Annotated in this window: 14 protein-coding genes; 5 read left to right on the top strand and 9 right to left on the bottom strand. The window is 44.2% G+C overall.

The features are described from left to right. Positions 1 to 26: 26 nt before the first annotated feature. On the top strand, positions 27 to 5,525 hold the full coding sequence (locus NH462_RS09030; protein WP_253105461.1) for a DNA repair ATPase: 5,499 nt from the start codon (positions 27 to 29) through the stop codon (positions 5,523 to 5,525). 272 nt (positions 5,526 to 5,797) lie between these two features. On the opposite strand, the gene NH462_RS09025 is transcribed toward NH462_RS09030, so the two are convergent. Genes NH462_RS09025 through NH462_RS09010 form a run of 4 tightly spaced genes read right to left on the bottom strand, consistent with a single transcriptional unit; the run spans position 5,798 to position 10,358 of the window. Then, complete coding sequence (locus NH462_RS09025; protein WP_010372296.1) at positions 5,798 to 6,712, bottom strand: Dyp-type peroxidase; 915 nt, start codon at positions 6,710 to 6,712, stop codon at positions 5,798 to 5,800. A 30-nt stretch (positions 6,713 to 6,742) separates the two neighbouring features. Beyond that, a complete protein-coding gene (locus tag NH462_RS09020) occupies positions 6,743 to 7,774 on the bottom strand; it encodes an ABC transporter ATP-binding protein (RefSeq protein ID WP_253105459.1) in 1,032 nt (343 codons plus the stop codon). Continuing rightward, on the bottom strand, positions 7,774 to 9,405 hold the full coding sequence (locus NH462_RS09015; protein ID WP_253105457.1) for an iron ABC transporter permease: 1,632 nt from the start codon (positions 9,403 to 9,405) through the stop codon (positions 7,774 to 7,776). The genes NH462_RS09020 and NH462_RS09015 overlap by 1 nt, the downstream gene beginning before the upstream one ends. Then, entirely contained in the window at positions 9,405 to 10,358 is a 954-nt protein-coding gene (locus NH462_RS09010) for a Fe(3+) ABC transporter substrate-binding protein (protein ID WP_086009217.1), read from the bottom strand. Before NH462_RS09010 ends, NH462_RS09015 begins: the two co-directional genes overlap by 1 nt. Before the next feature lie 827 nt (positions 10,359 to 11,185). Here NH462_RS09010 and NH462_RS09005 point away from each other — a divergent pair. Continuing rightward, on the top strand, positions 11,186 to 11,362 hold the full coding sequence (locus tag NH462_RS09005) for a hypothetical protein (RefSeq protein WP_017216422.1): 177 nt from the start codon (positions 11,186 to 11,188) through the stop codon (positions 11,360 to 11,362). Positions 11,363 to 11,734: 372 nt separating this feature from the next. On the opposite strand, the gene NH462_RS09000 is transcribed toward NH462_RS09005, so the two are convergent. Then, a complete protein-coding gene (locus tag NH462_RS09000; protein ID WP_017216423.1) occupies positions 11,735 to 12,400 on the bottom strand; it encodes a DTW domain-containing protein in 666 nt (221 codons plus the stop codon). A gap of 137 nt (positions 12,401 to 12,537) precedes the next feature. On the opposite strand from NH462_RS09000, the gene NH462_RS08995 reads away from it, so the two are divergent. Then, positions 12,538 to 13,080 carry a GNAT family N-acetyltransferase gene (locus NH462_RS08995; protein WP_010372310.1) on the top strand — a complete coding sequence of 181 codons (543 nt, stop codon included), beginning with the start codon at positions 12,538 to 12,540 and terminating at the stop codon, positions 13,078 to 13,080. 51 nt (positions 13,081 to 13,131) lie between these two features. Here the strand turns inward: NH462_RS08995 and NH462_RS08990 are convergent, their stop codons facing one another. From NH462_RS08990 to zntR, 3 genes are all read right to left on the bottom strand, one after another. Continuing rightward, positions 13,132 to 14,226 (bottom strand): 1-acyl-sn-glycerol-3-phosphate acyltransferase, encoded by a 1,095-nt coding sequence (locus NH462_RS08990; protein ID WP_253105455.1) that lies wholly within the window; start codon positions 14,224 to 14,226, stop codon positions 13,132 to 13,134. Between the two features lie 167 nt (positions 14,227 to 14,393). Beyond that, the gene (locus tag NH462_RS08985) at positions 14,394 to 15,668 is read right to left on the bottom strand and encodes an SO_0444 family Cu/Zn efflux transporter (protein ID WP_010372316.1); all 1,275 of its coding nucleotides are present in this window, start codon (positions 15,666 to 15,668) and stop codon (positions 14,394 to 14,396) included. Further along, positions 15,661 to 16,068, bottom strand: a complete 408-nt coding sequence (gene zntR, locus NH462_RS08980) for a Zn(2+)-responsive transcriptional regulator (protein ID WP_010606066.1) — start codon at positions 16,066 to 16,068, stop codon at positions 15,661 to 15,663. The genes NH462_RS08985 and zntR overlap by 8 nt, the downstream gene beginning before the upstream one ends. Positions 16,069 to 16,159: 91 nt before the next feature. Between zntR and NH462_RS08975 the strand changes: the two genes are divergently transcribed. Then, entirely contained in the window at positions 16,160 to 17,107 is a 948-nt protein-coding gene (locus NH462_RS08975; RefSeq protein ID WP_253105453.1) for a D-2-hydroxyacid dehydrogenase, read from the top strand. 197 nt (positions 17,108 to 17,304) lie between these two features. Further along, positions 17,305 to 17,685 carry a DUF3192 domain-containing protein gene (locus NH462_RS08970; protein WP_010606064.1) on the top strand — a complete coding sequence of 127 codons (381 nt, stop codon included), beginning with the start codon at positions 17,305 to 17,307 and terminating at the stop codon, positions 17,683 to 17,685. A 68-nt stretch (positions 17,686 to 17,753) separates the two neighbouring features. Here NH462_RS08970 and NH462_RS08965 read toward each other — a convergent pair whose 3' ends face one another. Next, positions 17,754 to 18,656 (bottom strand): diguanylate cyclase, encoded by a 903-nt coding sequence (locus tag NH462_RS08965; RefSeq protein WP_010372328.1) that lies wholly within the window; start codon positions 18,654 to 18,656, stop codon positions 17,754 to 17,756. Between the last annotated feature and the right edge of the window lie 9 nt (positions 18,657 to 18,665).

Here is an 18,665-nt window from a genome sequence, read left to right as displayed (position 1 = left end):
CGACAGCGCACATAGGAAAGCAAAGAATGACGGAAGCAACGCAACAAGCGCCAGAGCGAACGCTCGAACAAGACTCTTATCAACTGATTAAACGCCGACTTAGTAACTTTGGCAGCGAACTGAAAAGTCAAATAGATAAACTCAACCAACAGCGTGTTGATACTTTTGGCAGCACCGAGCTTAAAGTGAAAGGTCGAGCAAGAGTTCGTACTGAGCATAACTGCGTACCGCGCGACATCGTACTGATCGGCGACAAGCTTATCTTTGCTTATAATGTCTTTATGGGGCTTAAACAAAATACCCAAGTCAGCGATGTATTCACCGTACAAAAGCTACACTTGCAAGAAGATCATTACGAAATAGAACCTTACCCGCAAGAAACCAAATTCCTCACTGATCAACGTTTCTTACGGGACTTCGCCGAACTATACACGTATTACAAAGACACCCGTCTACAGCACCTATTTGTTAAATCAAACAAGCTTTTTGCACTATTTCAGATTGGCGAAAAGCTCTCTGATGTCCGCGTGTTTCGCTGGCAAATCGCCAAAGACGAAACCTTAGATTACATTGATAACCGAGGAGAGCGTGACCTAGGCGAAGTGGAAAACTTTGACTTTGAATGGCAAAAAACCGATCGCGCCGATCACGTCGAAGGCCGTCACCCACATATTAATGTAAACGACAAAGTATTTATTGAAGTATCGAGTGGCAAACTCACCGTAAAAATAGAAAACAATACCCAAAGCGGTGAAGGTATTTATCAAGAAGCCGTTGATGACGCCAGTCAATCACTCGCAGATTGCGATTTACGTTTTGCCGAAGTTGGCGAAATGGTGTTGTTAAAGTTACTTCCCTACCGAGAAAAACAATGGCGTTATTTTATTTATAATTGCCGCACCCAACAGGTATTGCGCCAAGATGCGCTGGGTGGTGCCTGTGTTCAATTACCTGAGAACCAAGGAATTATTTTTCCTGGTGGCTATTATTTACAATCTGGGCAAACACGCTATTTTGACGACCAACTGGACGATTTAATTTTCCATCGCCAGATCAAATCACCCAATGGTGAAGATGTACTGTATATCTTCTACGAACCAAACGAGGGTCGCTACGCACTTTTCTCTTACAATATTATTGAGAAAAACCTGCAAAATCCTATTTATTGTCATGGCTATGGAATTTATGACGATGGCTTAGCGCTAACCTTTAAAGCAGAGCCTGAGCCTGAGCGCGTGCACCCTATTCAAATCTGGCAAAGCCCATTTTGTGGCAGCGAGTTTGCCGCACAAGCCCCTCGCGCAAGCGGCTTATTTGGCCGGATCGGCAACCCGGATTTAGTACGCGCGATTTCTGATTTATACAGTGTGTTCAAAGCCATTAACGAACAAAGCCCCACGGTCTTTCATTATGAAGATTTAATTGCCCTCACCCGCAGTATTTTAGACCGCTATCATTGGCTTGCTGAAGCGGACTTTGCAGACGTCACAGCAAAACTACATGAAATTTTTGAAACTTCGGAGCAGGTACTCGACGAATTTGAAAAGGTAAGCCAAATTGAGGCCGACGCTCGGCGCGCAGAAGCGGAAATAGAGCAAGCCATGCAAGATGTGCTTCGCGAGGTGAGACCTGATAGCTTTAAAACAGCGGAGCAATTCGTTCAGAGCTTAGAATCTCTCAAACGCTTGAAAGGCAAAGTGATAAGCCTTGAAGAAGTGAAGTATATCAATCTTGGCGCGCTATCTGTCATGCTGCAGCAGATTGATGAGCAAACCTTGAGTTTAAGCCATAAAACCGCGGAGTTCTTGCAGCAAGATAGTGCTTTGGCGCCCTACTACGAGCAACTAGACTCCTTAGAGCAAGCCAGAGCACAGACAGAGAGTGTCACCGAGCTTAACGGCTTTTTGGCAACCTTGGAAACCTTGAGCGCTGAACTTGATTTGCTCAACCATACCATGCTGGATCTCGACATTGACGATAGCCGCATTCGCACTAAAATTTTGGAAGATGTCAGCGCCATTTATGGTCAAGTAAACCGCGCCAAAGCAGCGTTAGAAATCCAGAAAAAGAGCGTGGGTAGTGTTGAAGCAAAAGCCGAATTCGCGGCTCGCTTTAAGCTTTTCAGCCAAAGTATTACCAGCGGTCTAAGCGCTGCCAAAACCCCAGAGCAATGTGACGATCAGCTCTCTCGCTTACTTATCCAATTAGAAGAGCTCGAGTCTCAATTTAGTCAGTATGATGAGTTTTTAACGGAGATCTTGGCTAAACGTGATGACGTTTATGAAAGCTTTGAGGCGCATAAACAGCAGCTCATCGACGAAAGACAGCGCCGAGCACTAAGCCTAGCAAACGCTGCTGAGCGTATTTTACAGGGGGTGAATCGACGCTCGCAAAGTTTTAAAACCTTAGACGACATCAATAGCTATTTTGCCTCCGATCCTATGATTGGCAAGCTGCGTGATTTAACGCAAGAGCTAAAGCGCCTAAGCGATGAAGTGAAGGCGGATGATATTCAAGCCAAACTCAAGGCCTGCAAAGATCAAGCAATCCGCGCTTTGCGAGACAAGCAAGATATTTACATTGATGGTGGCAATACCGTTAAAGTCGGCAAACATGCGTTTAGTTTCAATAAACAAATCCTTGATTTGACTTTGCTGCCTCGTGGTGAACAGCTGATGTTACACCTCACCGGCACTGAGTATTTCGATACTATTCCTGACGCCACTGTCAATCAACAACTCAATGACGCAAGCACATACTGGCAGCAAAACCTGATCTCAGAAAATCGTCACTTATATCGAGGCGAGTACCTTGCAGCTCAAGTATTAGCAGCTGCGGAGCAAGACGGCAACGACTTTAGTCAAGCAGATCTAGAACTTGCCGTTGATGACGGAAGTTTACTGCCCATCGTACAAAAATTTGCAGAACCCAGATATCAAGAAGGCTATGAAAAAGGCATTCATGATCAAGATGCCAGCCTGATCTTAGCTAATTTACTAAAACAAAAACGACAGCTTGAGTTACTCGTCTACCCTGCTAGCTGTCGAATTGCGGCACAGCTATTTTATACTCAACAAAGCAAGGCTGAGCTAGCTGAATTGGCGTTTCAGGCCACACAAGCAGAGCTGATGGCAACGAAGTTAGATGACCATAGTTTTAGCCAACAGCTAAGCAAAGAATTGAGTGAAAAGATCACGGCATTTTGCCAACAAAATTTATCGAGCTATTTAACCGAGCTACACCGCTTTTCAGGCGAGTTAAGCGCAACTTACTTAATTAAAGCCCTTGCCAAGCAAGTTAAGCCGAGACAATTTGATTTGGCTTCACCTGCAAAACACACCAGCGAGCAGTTTATCTCGATGGCAAAGGCCAAAGGCGTTTGGCAACAGCTTGAAGACTCATTAACACATTTGACTAAACTTGTGGACAAATCCCGCCTGTTAAGCAGCTGGCTGCGCGCCTATGGCAGTAAGCAAAATGAAAGTACTGAGACCTTGCTTGAGGCCGCTAACTGCATTTTGCTTTCCACCCAGTTAGATATCACATACCAAGTCAAAGAAGCCGACATAAAAACCGAAATTTCAGGTTTAATGGGCCAACACCCACGTATCGAGAACCAAGTGCTACGCCTAGATTATGCAGACTTTTTTGCCCGTAGTAACGAGTATCTCACGGTTCATGTTCCGGCCTACAAACAGTATCAACAGTTAAAAGCACAAGTGCTTGAGGCGCAAAAGCAGCGCTTGCAATTGGATGAGTTTAAACCTAGACCGCTAAGCTCATTTGTACGTAACCAGCTGATTGATAAAGTCTACTTCCCTATTATTGGCGATAACTTAGCAAAACAAATAGGGGCTGCAGGAAACAATAAACGCACCGACTTAATGGGCATGTTGCTGCTTATCTCCCCACCGGGCTATGGTAAAACCACGTTAATCGAGTATGTGGCTAACCGCTTAGGACTCACCTTTGTTAAGGTCAACTGTCCATCCATTGGTCACGACCAAGTCTCTTTAGATCCTGCTCAAGCCATCAACGCGACCGCCGCAAAAGAAATTGAGAAGATCAACCAAAGCTTTGAGATGGGCAATAATGTGATGCTGTACCTTGACGATATTCAGCATACCAACCCCGAGTTTTTACAAAAATTCATCTCTTTATGTGATGGTTCAAGACGCATAGACGGTGTGTGGAATGGCCGCAGTAAAACTTATGATCTGAGAGGCAAAAAATTTGCCGTTGTGATGGCAGGAAACCCCTACACCGAATCCGGTGAATCCTTTAAGATCCCAGATATGCTTGCCAACCGCGCCGATATTTACAACCTCGGTGACACCCTCAGTGGCTGCGAACAAGAATTTGCCATGAGCTTTATTGAAAATACGCTCACTTCCAATGCGGTGCTCGCGCCACTTGCCAATCGTGGTATGGAAGACTTGTACAAGCTAGTACGCATTGCCGACGGAGAAGACATCTCCATCAATGAATTGGAATTTAATTACTCTCAAGCGCAAGTGAATGAAGTTGTCAGCGTACTGAAAAAGCTGCTCACCATCCGCAACACCGTGCTCAAAGTAAATGCCCAATATATTGCCTCAGCAGCGCAAGATGATAACTATCGAACCGAGCCGCCATTTAAGCTACAAGGCAGTTACCGGAACATGAATAAGATGGCTGAAAAGGTGGTTGCTGCCATGAATGACAGTGAACTTGAAAACCTAATTCAAGATCACTATCGCGGTGAAGCACAAACGCTTAGCAAAGGCAGCGAAGAAAACTTACTGAAACTGGCTGAATTACGCGGTACCTTAACGGATGAAGAAGCAACGCGCTGGCATGAAATCAAGGCCGAATATGCCCGCCTGCACCGCAATAGCGATGAGGGAAGCCCTGCGCAATTGGCAGTTGAACAGCTAAGCTTTGTCAATAAATCCCTTTCGCAAATCGCCGCTAAACTCGACAAAGAGCAGCTTAGCTTTGATTACAGTGCGCTATTGCAACAATTGGCTCAAGTGCTTAACGAGCAAGAGTTTGCCACGCAGTTAACTGAGCTACGTGAGGCCTTAACGCAGCAACCTTACGCTACACCGCTAAAACAATTGATAGCTTCACAGCAACAAGTCGCTGAGGAAATTGCGGGGCTGCAAAACGCTATCAAACACACCGCGAACAACGAGCAGCTACTCACTAACCTTGGCAAACTCAATGACTTGCTCAGCACCCAAGCGCAAATACAACAAGCATTGGGCCAACAAGGTCAGCAGCAAAATACGTTATTTGAAAACCTGTCTGAGCGCTTAGAAGCGGTGGCACAACCGCATATTCAAGTCGACAATCACATTGATGATAGCAGTGCAAAAGCGCTTGAAGCCGTCACCACTTTGCTAACAAATACCTTGGCAAACTCAAGCGCTGAACAAGTCCAGCAGCAACAGCTAAAAGACATTTTACAAAAGCTAGAGGATATTCAATCAAGGCCTGTAGTTAGTAATGGTTCACCAGCGAAAAACCCGTATATGTTGTAACGGGGAAAAACGCTTACGAAACAAGTCAAAGTCCATGGATGGGCTTTGGCTATGTAGAGTTAAAAAACCTGAACTCGGGATAACAACTTGTTCTCTAGCAGCTGTTATCCCTTACTACTACGTTAAATTTGCTTGCAATAGGCCAGCTATTGACGCACAAATTTGCCTTGTATTAAGAAATAACTTCTGGCTAGAGTGATAATACGCTTTTGAACTTAGGTATTTTAGTAGCTTAACTAACTTCTTACCCCGAGTTCAGGTTAAAAAATAACTTACTCCGGCATTTTTGCCATCACCGCCAAAAACTCTAGTGAGGGTGCAAAAAACGCAGAGCCCATATCGGCACTAGAATAATCCAATATGGGGTCGTATTCATCCCCTTCCCCCAATCGGCTTCTTAGCACCAGCTCAAAAGCATCGCCCTTGGCACTGCAACTTAGCGACAAGCTTCCTTGTTCAAATACATCACCAAATGGCATGCTTTGGTTAAGCAGTAGCGCATTACCGTTTGCGTCTTTCAATTCGGTTAATGCCGCATGATTACAGGGTTCGCAATCTTCAATTAGGTCATTGTCGAGACGCGTACGCCCCATTAATTGCTCTTGCTCAGCAAGCGGCAACGCCTGCCAGCGCAGTAAATCAAACTTCACCCGCTGTACGTGAATATAACTACCAAGGTGGTCGGCTGCATTTGGGTTGTGCACAAGTGCAACTTCCCGTTTATTGCGCCCTCTAGGGATGTCTGCACCATAAATAAAGCCATTAAAATCACGACCATCTAAGAAACGGAAAGCGCGCACATGTGCCACCATTTCGACTAGGCCATTTAGCATGTGCAGCACACTTTGAGCAAAGATATGATTAACGTCTTCTCGGTCGGAGCGGATCACGTAAAGCAAGTCAAAAGGCTGAGTATGCACGGTGTGCTCAGCCTCAACAATATGTGGAAAGCTTTTTAACTCTTTAGGAATAAACTCAGGATAAATGTGCGGCCAGTATTGCGCACCAACCGCGACAAAGCTCGACAGCATAGACTCGGAGAATCTGTCTTCCAACTCCTCTTGCAAGCGTCCACAATTTGCGAGCGCCGCTCTTAGCGCCTCGTCTTGCCCTTCAAGCACATTGAAGAACAAGTGTAAGCCGTGCAAATTGGCTTCAGCACACACACCTGATTGGGCAAGCGCCATGCTCTACTCCCTGCGTTTATTCATTTGCTATTAAGAAAAGAAATTTACAGCATGTGCCTTAATTTTTAAAGAGATTGGTTGATTTAAGTCGAGCGGTTCATGCGCTGGATGCGGTACTTCGAGCTCTTGACCCTCTAATGCAACACGGTAAATGTACTCTGTTCCCATAAAGCGCTGATTGAGTATTTTAACGCTGCCAAGCTCGGCGTTTTCTAACGTAATGTGCTGCGGCCTCACATACATTTCACCCTTCGCGTCGATATTACCGAGCTCAACGAGTGATTTTACGGCACCAAATTGGGTTTCTACCGAAGCGCCATTCACTCGTTGTGCAGGAATATAAATTCCCTGACCCAAAAACTCGGCAACCATTTTGCTCTTTGGTCGTTGGAATAACGTTCTCGGCTCACCCACTTGTGCGATTTTCCCTTTATCCATTATTGCCAACCGATCGGCAAAAGCAAAAGCTTCTTCTTTCGAGTGACTAACAAAAATCGCGGAAACTTGCTGATCTTTGATTATACGGCGAATATCGTTAATTAACTGAAACCGCACTTGAGCATCTATATTTGAAAACGGCTCATCAAGCAGCAACAGATTTGGCTTGTACGCCAGTGCTCGCGCAATTGCGACACGTTGTTGTTGGCCACCTGAAAGCTCGTGTGGAAAACGGTCGCTATAGTCTTGCAGCTGCACCAAATGGAGCATTTCAGCTACTCGGTCTTGACGTTCACGCTTGCTTTTTAAGGTTAAACCAAACGCCACATTTTGCGCCACAGTGAGGTGTGGGAATAGCGCATAGTCTTGAAACATCATGCCAATATTGCGTTTTTGTGGAGGTACAAAAGCGCCATTACCATTCATGGCGTTGCCTAAAATACTCACCGAGCCTTGAAATGGTTCTATCAAGCCCGCTATCGCCTTCAGCGTGGTCGTTTTACCGCAGCCACTGGCACCAAGCAAACAAACAATCTCGTTTTGTTCTACAGTCAGATTTAGGCTATCCACAACGGCTTCACCGTCATAACGATAAGAGAGATTTTCAAGCACTAAACTATGCATTAACTTCGCTGCTCCATAGAACGGTTTACAACATAAAGCGGAATTAAACCAACCAACACAATAAATAACGCAGAGACAGAAGCCAACTCCAGCTGCTCATCACTCACATATTGGAAAACGTGTGTTGCCAGTGTTTCATAATTAAAGGGTCGTAATAACAATGCCGCTGGAAGTTCTTTCATACACTCAATAAAAACCAACAGTGCTGCGGTTAAAATACCACGACGCAGCAATGGCAAATGTATTGATAACATGGTTTTGAAACGATTGCGACCCAACGAAAAACTTGCCATATCTAGACTTGGACTGATCCGCTGATAACTCGATTCGACCGCACCTTGCGCAATCGCATAAAATCGTACAACGTAAGCAAAAACCAGTGCAAAAATCGTCCCGCTGAACAGCAAACCAGGCTCAAATGAGGAGCCTTCAAGCCAAGTATTTAGCTTGTCGTCTAATAAAGTGAGTGGAATAAGTACTGCAATTGCCAGCACAGTGCCCGGTAGCGCATATCCGGTACTCGCAAGCTTGCCCGGCAGCGTGACGCGTTTACCACTGCTAACTCGCTGGTTAAACACCACCAGCATGCTCATGATAATTAATACCACACTTACCCAAAACGCTATTTTTAAACTTTGCCACGCATACAAGAAAAAGTCGTCATTCCAAGCTTGTTCAAAATAGTCGATGGCGTAATCTGCAAGCACCCATGTAGGCACAATAAAAGCCGCAATAAGAATAAGCCAACAAAAAGCACTAGCGAACCAAGCCTGCGCGCCTTTAAGATGATAAAGCGTGGTACTGTTAACACTCGATTGGCGCTCATGCACTACCTGAGTTGGGCGGCTTACTCGCTCCAGTGTTAGGGCTAAAAATAAAAACAGTAGCATGATGCCTGAAATTTTAGCCGCAGCAGTAAGTGAATAATAACCCAACCAAGTATCGTAAACGGCGGTGGTTAGTGTACTCACGGCAAAGTAATGTACGGTTGCAAAATCTGCCATGCTTTCCATGGCGATCAGTGCCAGCCCCGCCACAATCGCCCCTCGCGACAAAGGTAAACTTACCTTAAAGAAGCTCTGTGAAGGCGACTTACCCATCAATTGGCTGGCTTGCACCAGCTTAAACGACTGCTCTCTTAGCGCCGTTCTAAAAATCAAAAACAAATAAGGATAAAGCACCAGTGCAATCATCACGATAGCACCTGACAAAGTGCGAATATCAAAGAACCAATAATCGTCTGGGGATTGCCAACCAAACCACTCTCGCAGCGCTATTTGTACAGGCCCAGCATAATCCAGCAAATCGGTATACACGTAAGCAATCAAATAGGTTGGCATCGCAAGGGGTAGCATCAACGACCATTCGAAAAAGCGCCGTCCAGGAAACTCACAGTACGCGGTTAGCCAGCCAAGTGGTAGCGCGATTAAAGCGCAAAGGATGCATACACCTACAATCAGCCAAATCGTATTGCGGACATAGTCCCACAAAACGGTGTTCCAAAGGTGAGCAAAGACTTCGGAGTCAGGTTGTAGCGACTCAAAGATTAAAAACATCAGCGGGACTGATAGGCTAAGCCCTATCAGCCACGCAAAACTCTGCCATTTAGACAGTGAAAATGATAATTGCATTAAAGGTCAAATTTTACCTCATCGATTAGCTTAAGCGCTAACGGACGGTATTTACTGATCTCTGACAATGGTAGGCTGTCTTCCTTAAACTCACCCCAAGATGCCACAAGTTTCGATAACTCGACGCCAGGTTTAACCGGGTATTCCATATTCATCGACGCATACATATTTTGCGCCTTATTGTCGGTCATAAACTCAATGAGTTTCAAGGCATTTTCTGTATTTTTAGCGTGCTTGGTCAAGACAACACCAGAAACGTTGATATGAGAACCACGATCTTGTTGATTTGGGAAGTTGATATATACCGCTTCAGCCCAGGCTTTTTGCTTTTCATCTTCCATCATCTTACCGAAGTAATAGCTGTTTCCGATGGCCAAATCACACAGTCCTTCTTTTACTGCTTTGACTTGTGCACGGTCGTTACCTTGAGGCTTACGAGCTAAATTTTTCTTCACACCTTCAAGCCATTCTTTGGTCTTTGCTTCGCCATGATGGGCAATCATAGACGCCACTAAACCAAGGTTATAGGGATGCTTACCTGAGCGTGTACAAATTTTACCGCGGTATTGTTCATCCGCTAGCGCTTCATACGTAAGCGCATCTAACTTGCCTACACGGTCTTTTGCAGAATATACATTGCGTACACGCTTAGTAAGCGCAACCCACTGACCTTCAGGATCTCTGAAGTTCGCTGGGATATTCTTGGTTACAGCTTCGCTGTTAATTGCTTGTGTTAGGTTTTCGTCTTCAAGTTGAATTAGCGCACTGAAGTTTGAAGTGAGTACGAGATCAGCACGGCTATGCTTGCCTTCACGCTTAACACGCTCGATTAAGCCTTTTTTTGCAAAAACCACATTGGTCTTGATACCGGTTTGCTTGGTGAAGTCATCCAAAATAGGTTGGATCAGAAAAGGTTGTCTAAACGAGTAGATATTAACTTCCTCTGCAGCCATTGCTGGTAGGCAAGTAAGCGTTGCCAGTATAGTAACAAGTGCTTTTTTCATAAAGACTCCATTAGGTAAACAATAATTATTATCAACTAATTCTACCTGTAATTGTGCCGTTTTACACCCTGAATATTTGAAACTACGCTCAAGATAAAATTAGCGTTGTAGAAAACGGGAGAATTACCTGTGAGATATATCTCACTTAGCTACCAGAAATTGAGTAAAGACGTGCTGAAATAACACCCAGAATTAAACTAAGCAATTAAAAAATATAAAGTTATTTATTATTACTAGAAAAAGACGCAAAAAAGATTGATTTTCCCTGCTCCCGATTTTTTTTAGTCTGCTTATACTTAACAACATCTCAGGAAGAGAGATAAAGGATACACGGGATACGCTCAGGGCAGGATTTGCTAATGGATAAGCACCCACTTAAAGGAATATAGGGAAAAGCGAGCGAGATTGTATGTCACATGGTGTGATTACATTAAAGGACAGGGATTAAAGGTTCATGATGAGCCTAAGGATTGCTTCAGGGGAGAGGCTAAACGTTGAGGGATAACGTTACTGCATTGGATATGCAGGTGGTTAAGGATGAGGAAGGAAGGTACATCGGATGTACTGGTAAAATGTGGCTTAGGAGATGCCAATTGTTGCAATTAACAGTGCAACACCTAGCTTGAAGCAACACGTTCAGGCTACCAAGTGCCAAGGTAAAAAAGTGATGATTGGCACTGCTATTTTGGAAAGTAGCAAATAGGGACAATTAGAACAAGGGCTTGTTCTTAGCAAGTGGATGGCAATGGATAAGACATCGGACGTGTAAAAGGAAGATGGACACAGGGCAAGACGCCTTTATTCGCAAAACGAGAACACCAAGCGATGCCATGGAAGAGGAAAGATTCAGGACGTTGAACTACTCAACTTTGCAGGATGCATTTAGAAGATTCCGTAAGCGCGACTCAGCAATGGGTCGCGCGCTTCTTATTTTGTTCCTATTTATCGCGTGATATTACGTTTGTGTTGTCGAGATAAATCTCGACCTACCGCCGTCTTGCTCGCTGTACCGCGTAAACAATTCAGCTTTTTGTCGAAATAAATTTCGACCTACCGTCATCTTGCTCGCCGCATTTAGTAAACAATTCAGATTTTTGTCGAAATAAGTCTCGACCTACCGGCATCTTGCTTGCCGTATTTCGTAAACAATTCAGCTTTTTGTCGAAATAAATTTCGACCTACCGGCATCTTGCTTGCTGTATTTCGTAAATAATGCAGCTTTTTGTCGAGATAAATCTCGATCTACTATCATCTTGCTCGCCATATTTCGTAAATAATGCGGTTATTTTGTCGAGATAAACCTCGACCTACGGTTAGGGCTCAGCCTACAGTTTACTGCGCTTACCCTTTAAGTAGGCATCTCTGAAATCGATAAAATGCGCGGTTAATTTAGCTGCCGCATCCTGCTCGCCGCATTCGGCAAACAACACACACGCAACTTCTGCCGTACCAAGCTGATGTTCATGCGGCGCGACTCGTAGCTTGTAATCCGAGAGCTTTTCAGGGGCGATGGATAACACAGGTAAACTATCGAGGTAGGGGCTCTTTCTGAACATTTTCTTAGCTTCACGCCATGTCCCATCCAAAAAGATAAATAGTGGTGTTTTATTTTCAGTGCGAGTCACCTTAGTAATTACCCGTTCAGGCTCCACGCCTTGCTCTGGGAAAACGACTATTGGTGCATATTGCTCGTCCAAAAGAAGCGCTAATAACGCAGCGTCAGGCTCAGTTCTGTCCCAACGAAAGGCATGATTATCTGGGATCACATCGGCAATCAAGCGTCCGGTGTTGGAGGGCTTAAAGCTTTCATTATGATACATAAGCAAACACACCGCACAGTCTGCTTTGGCCACTTCGACTTTATCGCAAATACATAGAGTCGTGGCTAATAAGCAGCATTCACAACGCGCAAGCTTTGATCCCCTTGCCTTATATTCGCGTTGAGCCGCAGCGATTTGACGCTGTCTAAGCGCTAGTACTGAATTATTCACTCTGTTCCCCATCTAAAAATGCCGGCGTATTTTAGTAAAGCGCTCGGCTGGCGTCTATGCAAACTTATGCAACATCTTTACTCATGACATAAGCTTTTGTACTCTAAAGTTTTATTGGGTTTCATTAGGAGTAAAAAATGCAAGTAAAGGACTCTGCAAGACTGAGTTATCGCCTACTCACCTCACAAGATGCACAGCTGCTCGCCGATCTTGATAGCGACCCTGAGGTAATGAAATACATCACAGGCGGTCAGACTAACTCACTTGAAGAAGTAAAAACTGTATATATTCCACGTTTAACAGAGTTTACCGATGAGATCAAAGGTTGGGGGCTTTGGGGTTGTTTCGAGCTGCCAAACAAGGCATTTATTGGTTGGATTTTGGTTCGCCCTGCTAATTTCTTTTCAGAACAAAGAAACGATCAGGATTTAGAGCTTGGTTGGCGTTTTAAACAAGCCTCTTGGGGCAAAGGGTTTGCAACAGAGGCCGCACAACATATTATTCCAGACCTAATAGCAGCCAATCCTACCTTGACGCACTTGAGCGCTATCGCTGAAGAAGAGAACCTTGGATCCATCAAAATTATGCAGAAACTTGGGATGAATTATGTGAAAAAAGGGCTTCACAAAGATATTTTAGGAGATATGGAAGTCGTTTATTATCATAAAGTTATTAATTAAACGAATGAAAGCGCAACCACCTAAGACTACGGTTGCGCTTGCTCACTGCTATTAAATGCCTTTGCGACGCAGTGGTTCGGCATACATGCTCAACACCAATTGCTTCAGCTCTTCCGGTACAGACTCTAGTTTAGAGATAAAGTCCTCTTTATCTTCTGGACTCACTTGCGCATCATCACCTGCTGCTAGGTGATTGGTTGAATGCAGATAGTATAAATCTAAAATCTGTTTATCAATGACATTCGCCAGCTCATCTGGGTTTTCAACATCCGCAGTGATAGGATCGCCAAATGCGATATGCACATGGCCTTTATCTGAACTAAAGCCCTCGACAATGCTAGCAATGTCTTCGCCTTGTGCTTTCACATATTGGCCAAACTGCTTTTTATGGTATAGCTCTTTAGCCTTAGCAACCGCGCATGGCTCATATTGATAGGAGATGGCAACGGGCACTATCCTGAGCTGCTTTACATATTCTGAAAAATCTAGCTTCTGTTTGCGACCATTGAGCTGTAGCATTTTTAACAGTGCTGGATCGGTTTGATCTACTCCATCCTTTGCACGCCCCTCTTTTTGCGCAATCCAAATGGAGTTACCTTCACTCAATGAGTCAAAAATATAGGCAGAAAGCTGGGTTAATGCTTTTAGCATTTCTTTCGGCGCCTTTGCCGAACGTTTTACTATAAAACTCTTATTAAGGCGCATAAGCTCAGTGATATAAGGTACTTGTAGTAAGTTATCACCAATAGCGATACGCACCGTACGCATATCTTGCTGATGCAAGCCCCAGTTAACAAGCGCAGGGTCTAATACGATATCACGGTGATTTGAAATAAATAAATACGAGGTATTCGAGTCCAATGTTTCAAGGCCAGAATAAGTCACTTTAGACGTCGTTTTATTGATTAAAATTTGTAGATAGTACGCCACTTCATCTTGTACTTGTTCAATCGTACAAAAATCTCCCCACTTCTTTTTTAGTTTCATTCTTACGAGTGGGCGTGCAATAACAGGCCAGGCATTCAACCAAGTTGGCAGGTTATATTTGGCGATCACATCAATGAATTGATCATCACCTAGTAGACGTGCCAATGCTGGCACTACTTCATCATCATTATACGGTCTAATGTCAGCGTATTTATCCACTCTACTTCTCAAATTGTCGGATTAACGAATACTGGAACGCATTCTACCGTGTCAAATAAACAGACGCTAAGCATTTCATGTCTGACCACCAAGGCGATATACCAAGTTGGAACATTTAATGCTTAAGCGTCATGCAATTGTAATACGGTAAAAAGTACCACAATTGTTTATCTTCTAACAACTTTACCTAATTTGAGTATAGCTAATCTTAGTAAGAGTGCTGCTAATAATGCGCCCATCGATACTGTTAACCAATGTGGTAGCACTTCGTGCTCCTCACCTATCATCGGCGTTACTACAAAACCGTAAGTATTAACTAAGTAATCAGTTAAATAGCCAAAGATAAGCGCAACCCCGATAACGCCGCCCAAATAGGCAAACACGGCACGACGCCCTAATTCTTTACCTACCACCCCAATTGTGGCGATGTTAGTTGCAGGACCTGCGAGCATAAATACCAATACCGCACCAGGTGAAACACCAGCCATTAATAAACCCGCAGCGATTGGAGTTGAAGCGGTGGCGCAAATATACATTGGGATACTGATAAGAATAACCACTAGCATGGCAATAATACCGTCGCCCCATTGAGATAAGAAAGATTCAGGCACAAAGGTTTGCACTAACGCTGCAAAGAATAAACCGATAAGTAGCCAAACAGCAGTGTCGGACAGTAATTGATTACAGCTGAACTTAACAGCTTCTACAATTTTGCCAAAAACCCCTTGGTTTTCAGGTACGGGGGCTGGCTCACAACAACTTGTCGTGGCTGATGAAGCATCGCAACAACTGGTTACGGTAGGCTCCGGAGTATCACAACAAGACATATTCGCCCCTGCCATTGCTAATTGAGGGCCTGCAGGCGCACAGCAGCTTGAGCTTACTTTTGCGGTTTCCACTTTAGTGCTGGCGCAACAGCTATCATGGCTGTGATGCTTTTCAGCAGGCTTTGGCTCTGAGTGATGATTAGCGTCACAACAACCGCTAGTCGCGCTTGATTCCTCTGAGGTATTAAGGTGCTTTAGCGACACAGGCTTATCATCTTTCTCACTGCCAACGAGCAACCCAGCCGCAATTGCGCTAACCACAGCCGCAATTGGCCTAATTATCGCCATAAAAGGACCAAGTAGCACATAAGAAACCGAGATAGAGTCCACGCCAGTTTCAGGCGTTGAGACTAAAAATGCGGTTGTCGCACTTTTTGAGCCGCCCGCTCTTCTCAGTCCCACTGCAGCTGGAATAACGCCGCAAGAGCAAAGCGGCATCGGCGCCCCAATCAGTGCTGCCTTTATCGTCGTCCAAAATCCTTCTTTCCCTAAATGCTTTTGCAACAAATCTTTTGGAATAAATACATTAAGTAACCCGGCCAATATTAGGCCAAGCAGTAACCACGGGGCAGATACTAAAAATAGCTGCCAAAAATTTACTATCAGTTCATTCATCGATAGCCTCCAAGGCCGTTAAAATCGAGCAGCTCACAGCCGCTTCCTTACCGCCGCAGCATTGCTCTGCTAGCGTCGATAACGATTGTTCAAATTTTTGTAACTCAGCGATACGCGCTCTCACTAAATCTCGTTTAGTGATAGTCAGTGTTTTCACTTCTTCACAACTGTGCTGATGCTTTTCAAACTTTATCTTCAGCAAGTCTTGCACTTCTTTGAGGCTGAACCCCACTTCCTTCGCGCGAAGAATAAAGCGCATTTGCTTTTCACTTTGCTCATCAAACAACCGATACCCGCCCTCGCTCCTTGTGCAAGGGTGTAGGAGATCGTTTGCTTCATAATACCTTAACGTGTCAGTTGATACGTTAAGCCGCTTTGCCAGCTCACCAATCTTTACCACTTTACACTCCCAAGTCCTGAAGATTATCCTAGTCGACATCACAAGTATAAACCTTAGAGTTAACTCCAAAGTCAAGAAAAGGATAAAAATAATGCGAATCGTGGTATTAGACGCTAAAACCCTTGCAGGAACCGATCTTTCCCTCATTGCCAAACTAGGCACATTAACGTCTTACGACACCACATCCAGTGAGGACATCATCACACGCTGTAAAGATGCAGCAGTCATCATCACCAATAAAGTACAATTAACTGAAGAAACGATCGCGGCGTTACCGCAATTACAACTGATTTGTGTTGCGGCCACAGGCGTCAACAACATCGACTTAGCAGCCGCAAAAGCCCATCGCATTGCGGTTGCCAATGTGGCTGGTTATTCGACGCCTTCTGTCGTGCAGCACACCTTTACTATGCTTGGTAACTTAATGACAAATATTCATCGTTACCAGCAAGACTGCCATGCAGGGCTTTGGCAGCAAAGTGACATGTTTTGTCGTTTGGACTACAGCATCAATGAAATTGCAGGCAAAAACTTTGTGATCGTAGGCCATGGAACGTTAGGAGAAGCCGTTGCAAAAGTCGCACAAGCATTTGGAGCTCAGGTAATTGTTGCCGAACGTAGAGGCGTAACTGAGGTTAGAGCAGGACGAATGGCTTTTGAAGAAGCACTGCAGATTGCGGATATTGTATCGATTCACTGCCCGCTTACCGCTGAAACAGAAAACCTGATTTCAAGTGCTGAGTTCGCCCTACTTCCAAACCATGCTTATCTTATCAACACCGCAAGAGGCGGAATAGTCAATGAGCAAGCGCTGGTGGATGCACTAACTAACGAGCAAATAGCTGGTGCTGCTGTGGATGTCCTCACACAAGAGCCGGCACAAGCAAGCAACCCACTCGTTCAATACCAAGGGGAAAACTTGCTTTTAACACCGCATACGGCATGGGCAAGTAAAGAGGCCATCGAACGTTTAGTCGGCGAAATTGCCATTAATATTGAAAGTTTTGTGGCTGGGACAACGAGAAACCGAGTGGTCTAGATTATTGTTTTAGTGAGTGATATAGCCAAATGTTAGTGAAAATCATCAACTACAAACTGATTAAAAACCAACAACAAACTGATATTTATAAACTTTATTAGTTGGCAAAGAGTTTGCACCTCTGGGATAATTCAAGCAAAAAACAAATGGCTGTTTGCATTATTTGCTCAGCAACAAAATTAAAAAGGAAAACAACAATGAAAAAATTAATGTTAGTGGCTGCGCTTAGCTCTACTCTATTATCAGGCTGTATCGTTGCTGTATCCGACGGTGAAGTAGAGCATGGTTGGGCTTCTGAATACAACTCGTCTAACTGGGAACATAAACAGCGTAAAAATCGTGAGAAGATTGCCAACCTTGAAATGGGCGCGTCTTACTCATCAGTAAAAGACATGTTTGCAACCCCTGATTTTAGCGAGTTGGTGTCAAAAGACGGCGACAACTATCAAGTGCTTTACTATGCAACCAACAGCAAACACTCAGACGGCAAAGTAACAAAAGATGAGTGCACGCCATTGGTATTCAAAAACAACCAACTGGTTGGCTTTGGCGACAACGCACTAAAACAAATTCAGTAAGACCTTATTGCACCAAGGATGGTGAATAATGCGGATACGCTCTTTTCCCTGCATGTGGCTTTAGATATTTATAACGCTTTAATAAATACCGTGCTTTGCTGCTTTTGTGCAACGGCAAGGGCACTATCTGCCATTTTGATCAACTCACCAAGCTCACTACTACAGTGATTTTCAATATGAACTGCACCAATGCTAACGCTCACATGAGCACATATCGGTGAGGCAATATGGGGGATTTTTAACGCATTAACCGAGTCATGCAACGCTTCTGCTATCTCATTAATTACATCGATATTATGCTGAGTTAGCACCAACGCAAAACGAGTACCATCAAAACGGCCAATAAATAAAGAACGTCGGGTTGCGCCTTCTTCTAGCGCTTTGGCGACCTTAAATAAACAATCATCACCATGCATGTAGCCATAATGCTCATTAAACGTTTTAAAATAGTCCACCTCAACCAGCATAACGGTAAACGCACTGCCATCAGCTTTTGCGATTTCTAATGCTGATTTCATCGCTTCATCTAGATATCTACGATTGGGCAACTCCGTTAAACCATCGATAGAGGCTAGCTTTTCTAGCAGATCATTTTTCTTTTTTATTGCTAAATGGTTTTTGATTCTGGCTTTTACAATCAAAGGGTTAAAGGGTTTAGTAATATAATCCACGGCCCCTAACTCCAAACCTCGTGCTTCATCTTTAAAGCTCACACTACCGGAGATCACGACAACGGGAATACCGTAAGTGCTCGCATCCTTTTTTAGGCACTCTAAAACAGAAAACCCAGCGCCGTCAGCCATTAACACATCTAAAATAATAAGGTCTGGTTTGCTTGCTTTTAGTTCATCAATACATAACTTAGTGTCAGTGCTATGGGATAACCGATGGCCATCACCTAATGTATTACTTAGGACCATCTTATTTATTGGGTCATCATCAATAATAAAAATGTGCTCAGCTTGCTGCATCTTATGACG

This window comes from Pseudoalteromonas sp. OANN1, from assembly GCF_024124685.1.
Classification (GTDB): domain Bacteria; phylum Pseudomonadota; class Gammaproteobacteria; order Enterobacterales; family Alteromonadaceae; genus Pseudoalteromonas; species Pseudoalteromonas piscicida.
This window is presented reverse-complemented; position numbering and strand designations above follow the sequence as displayed.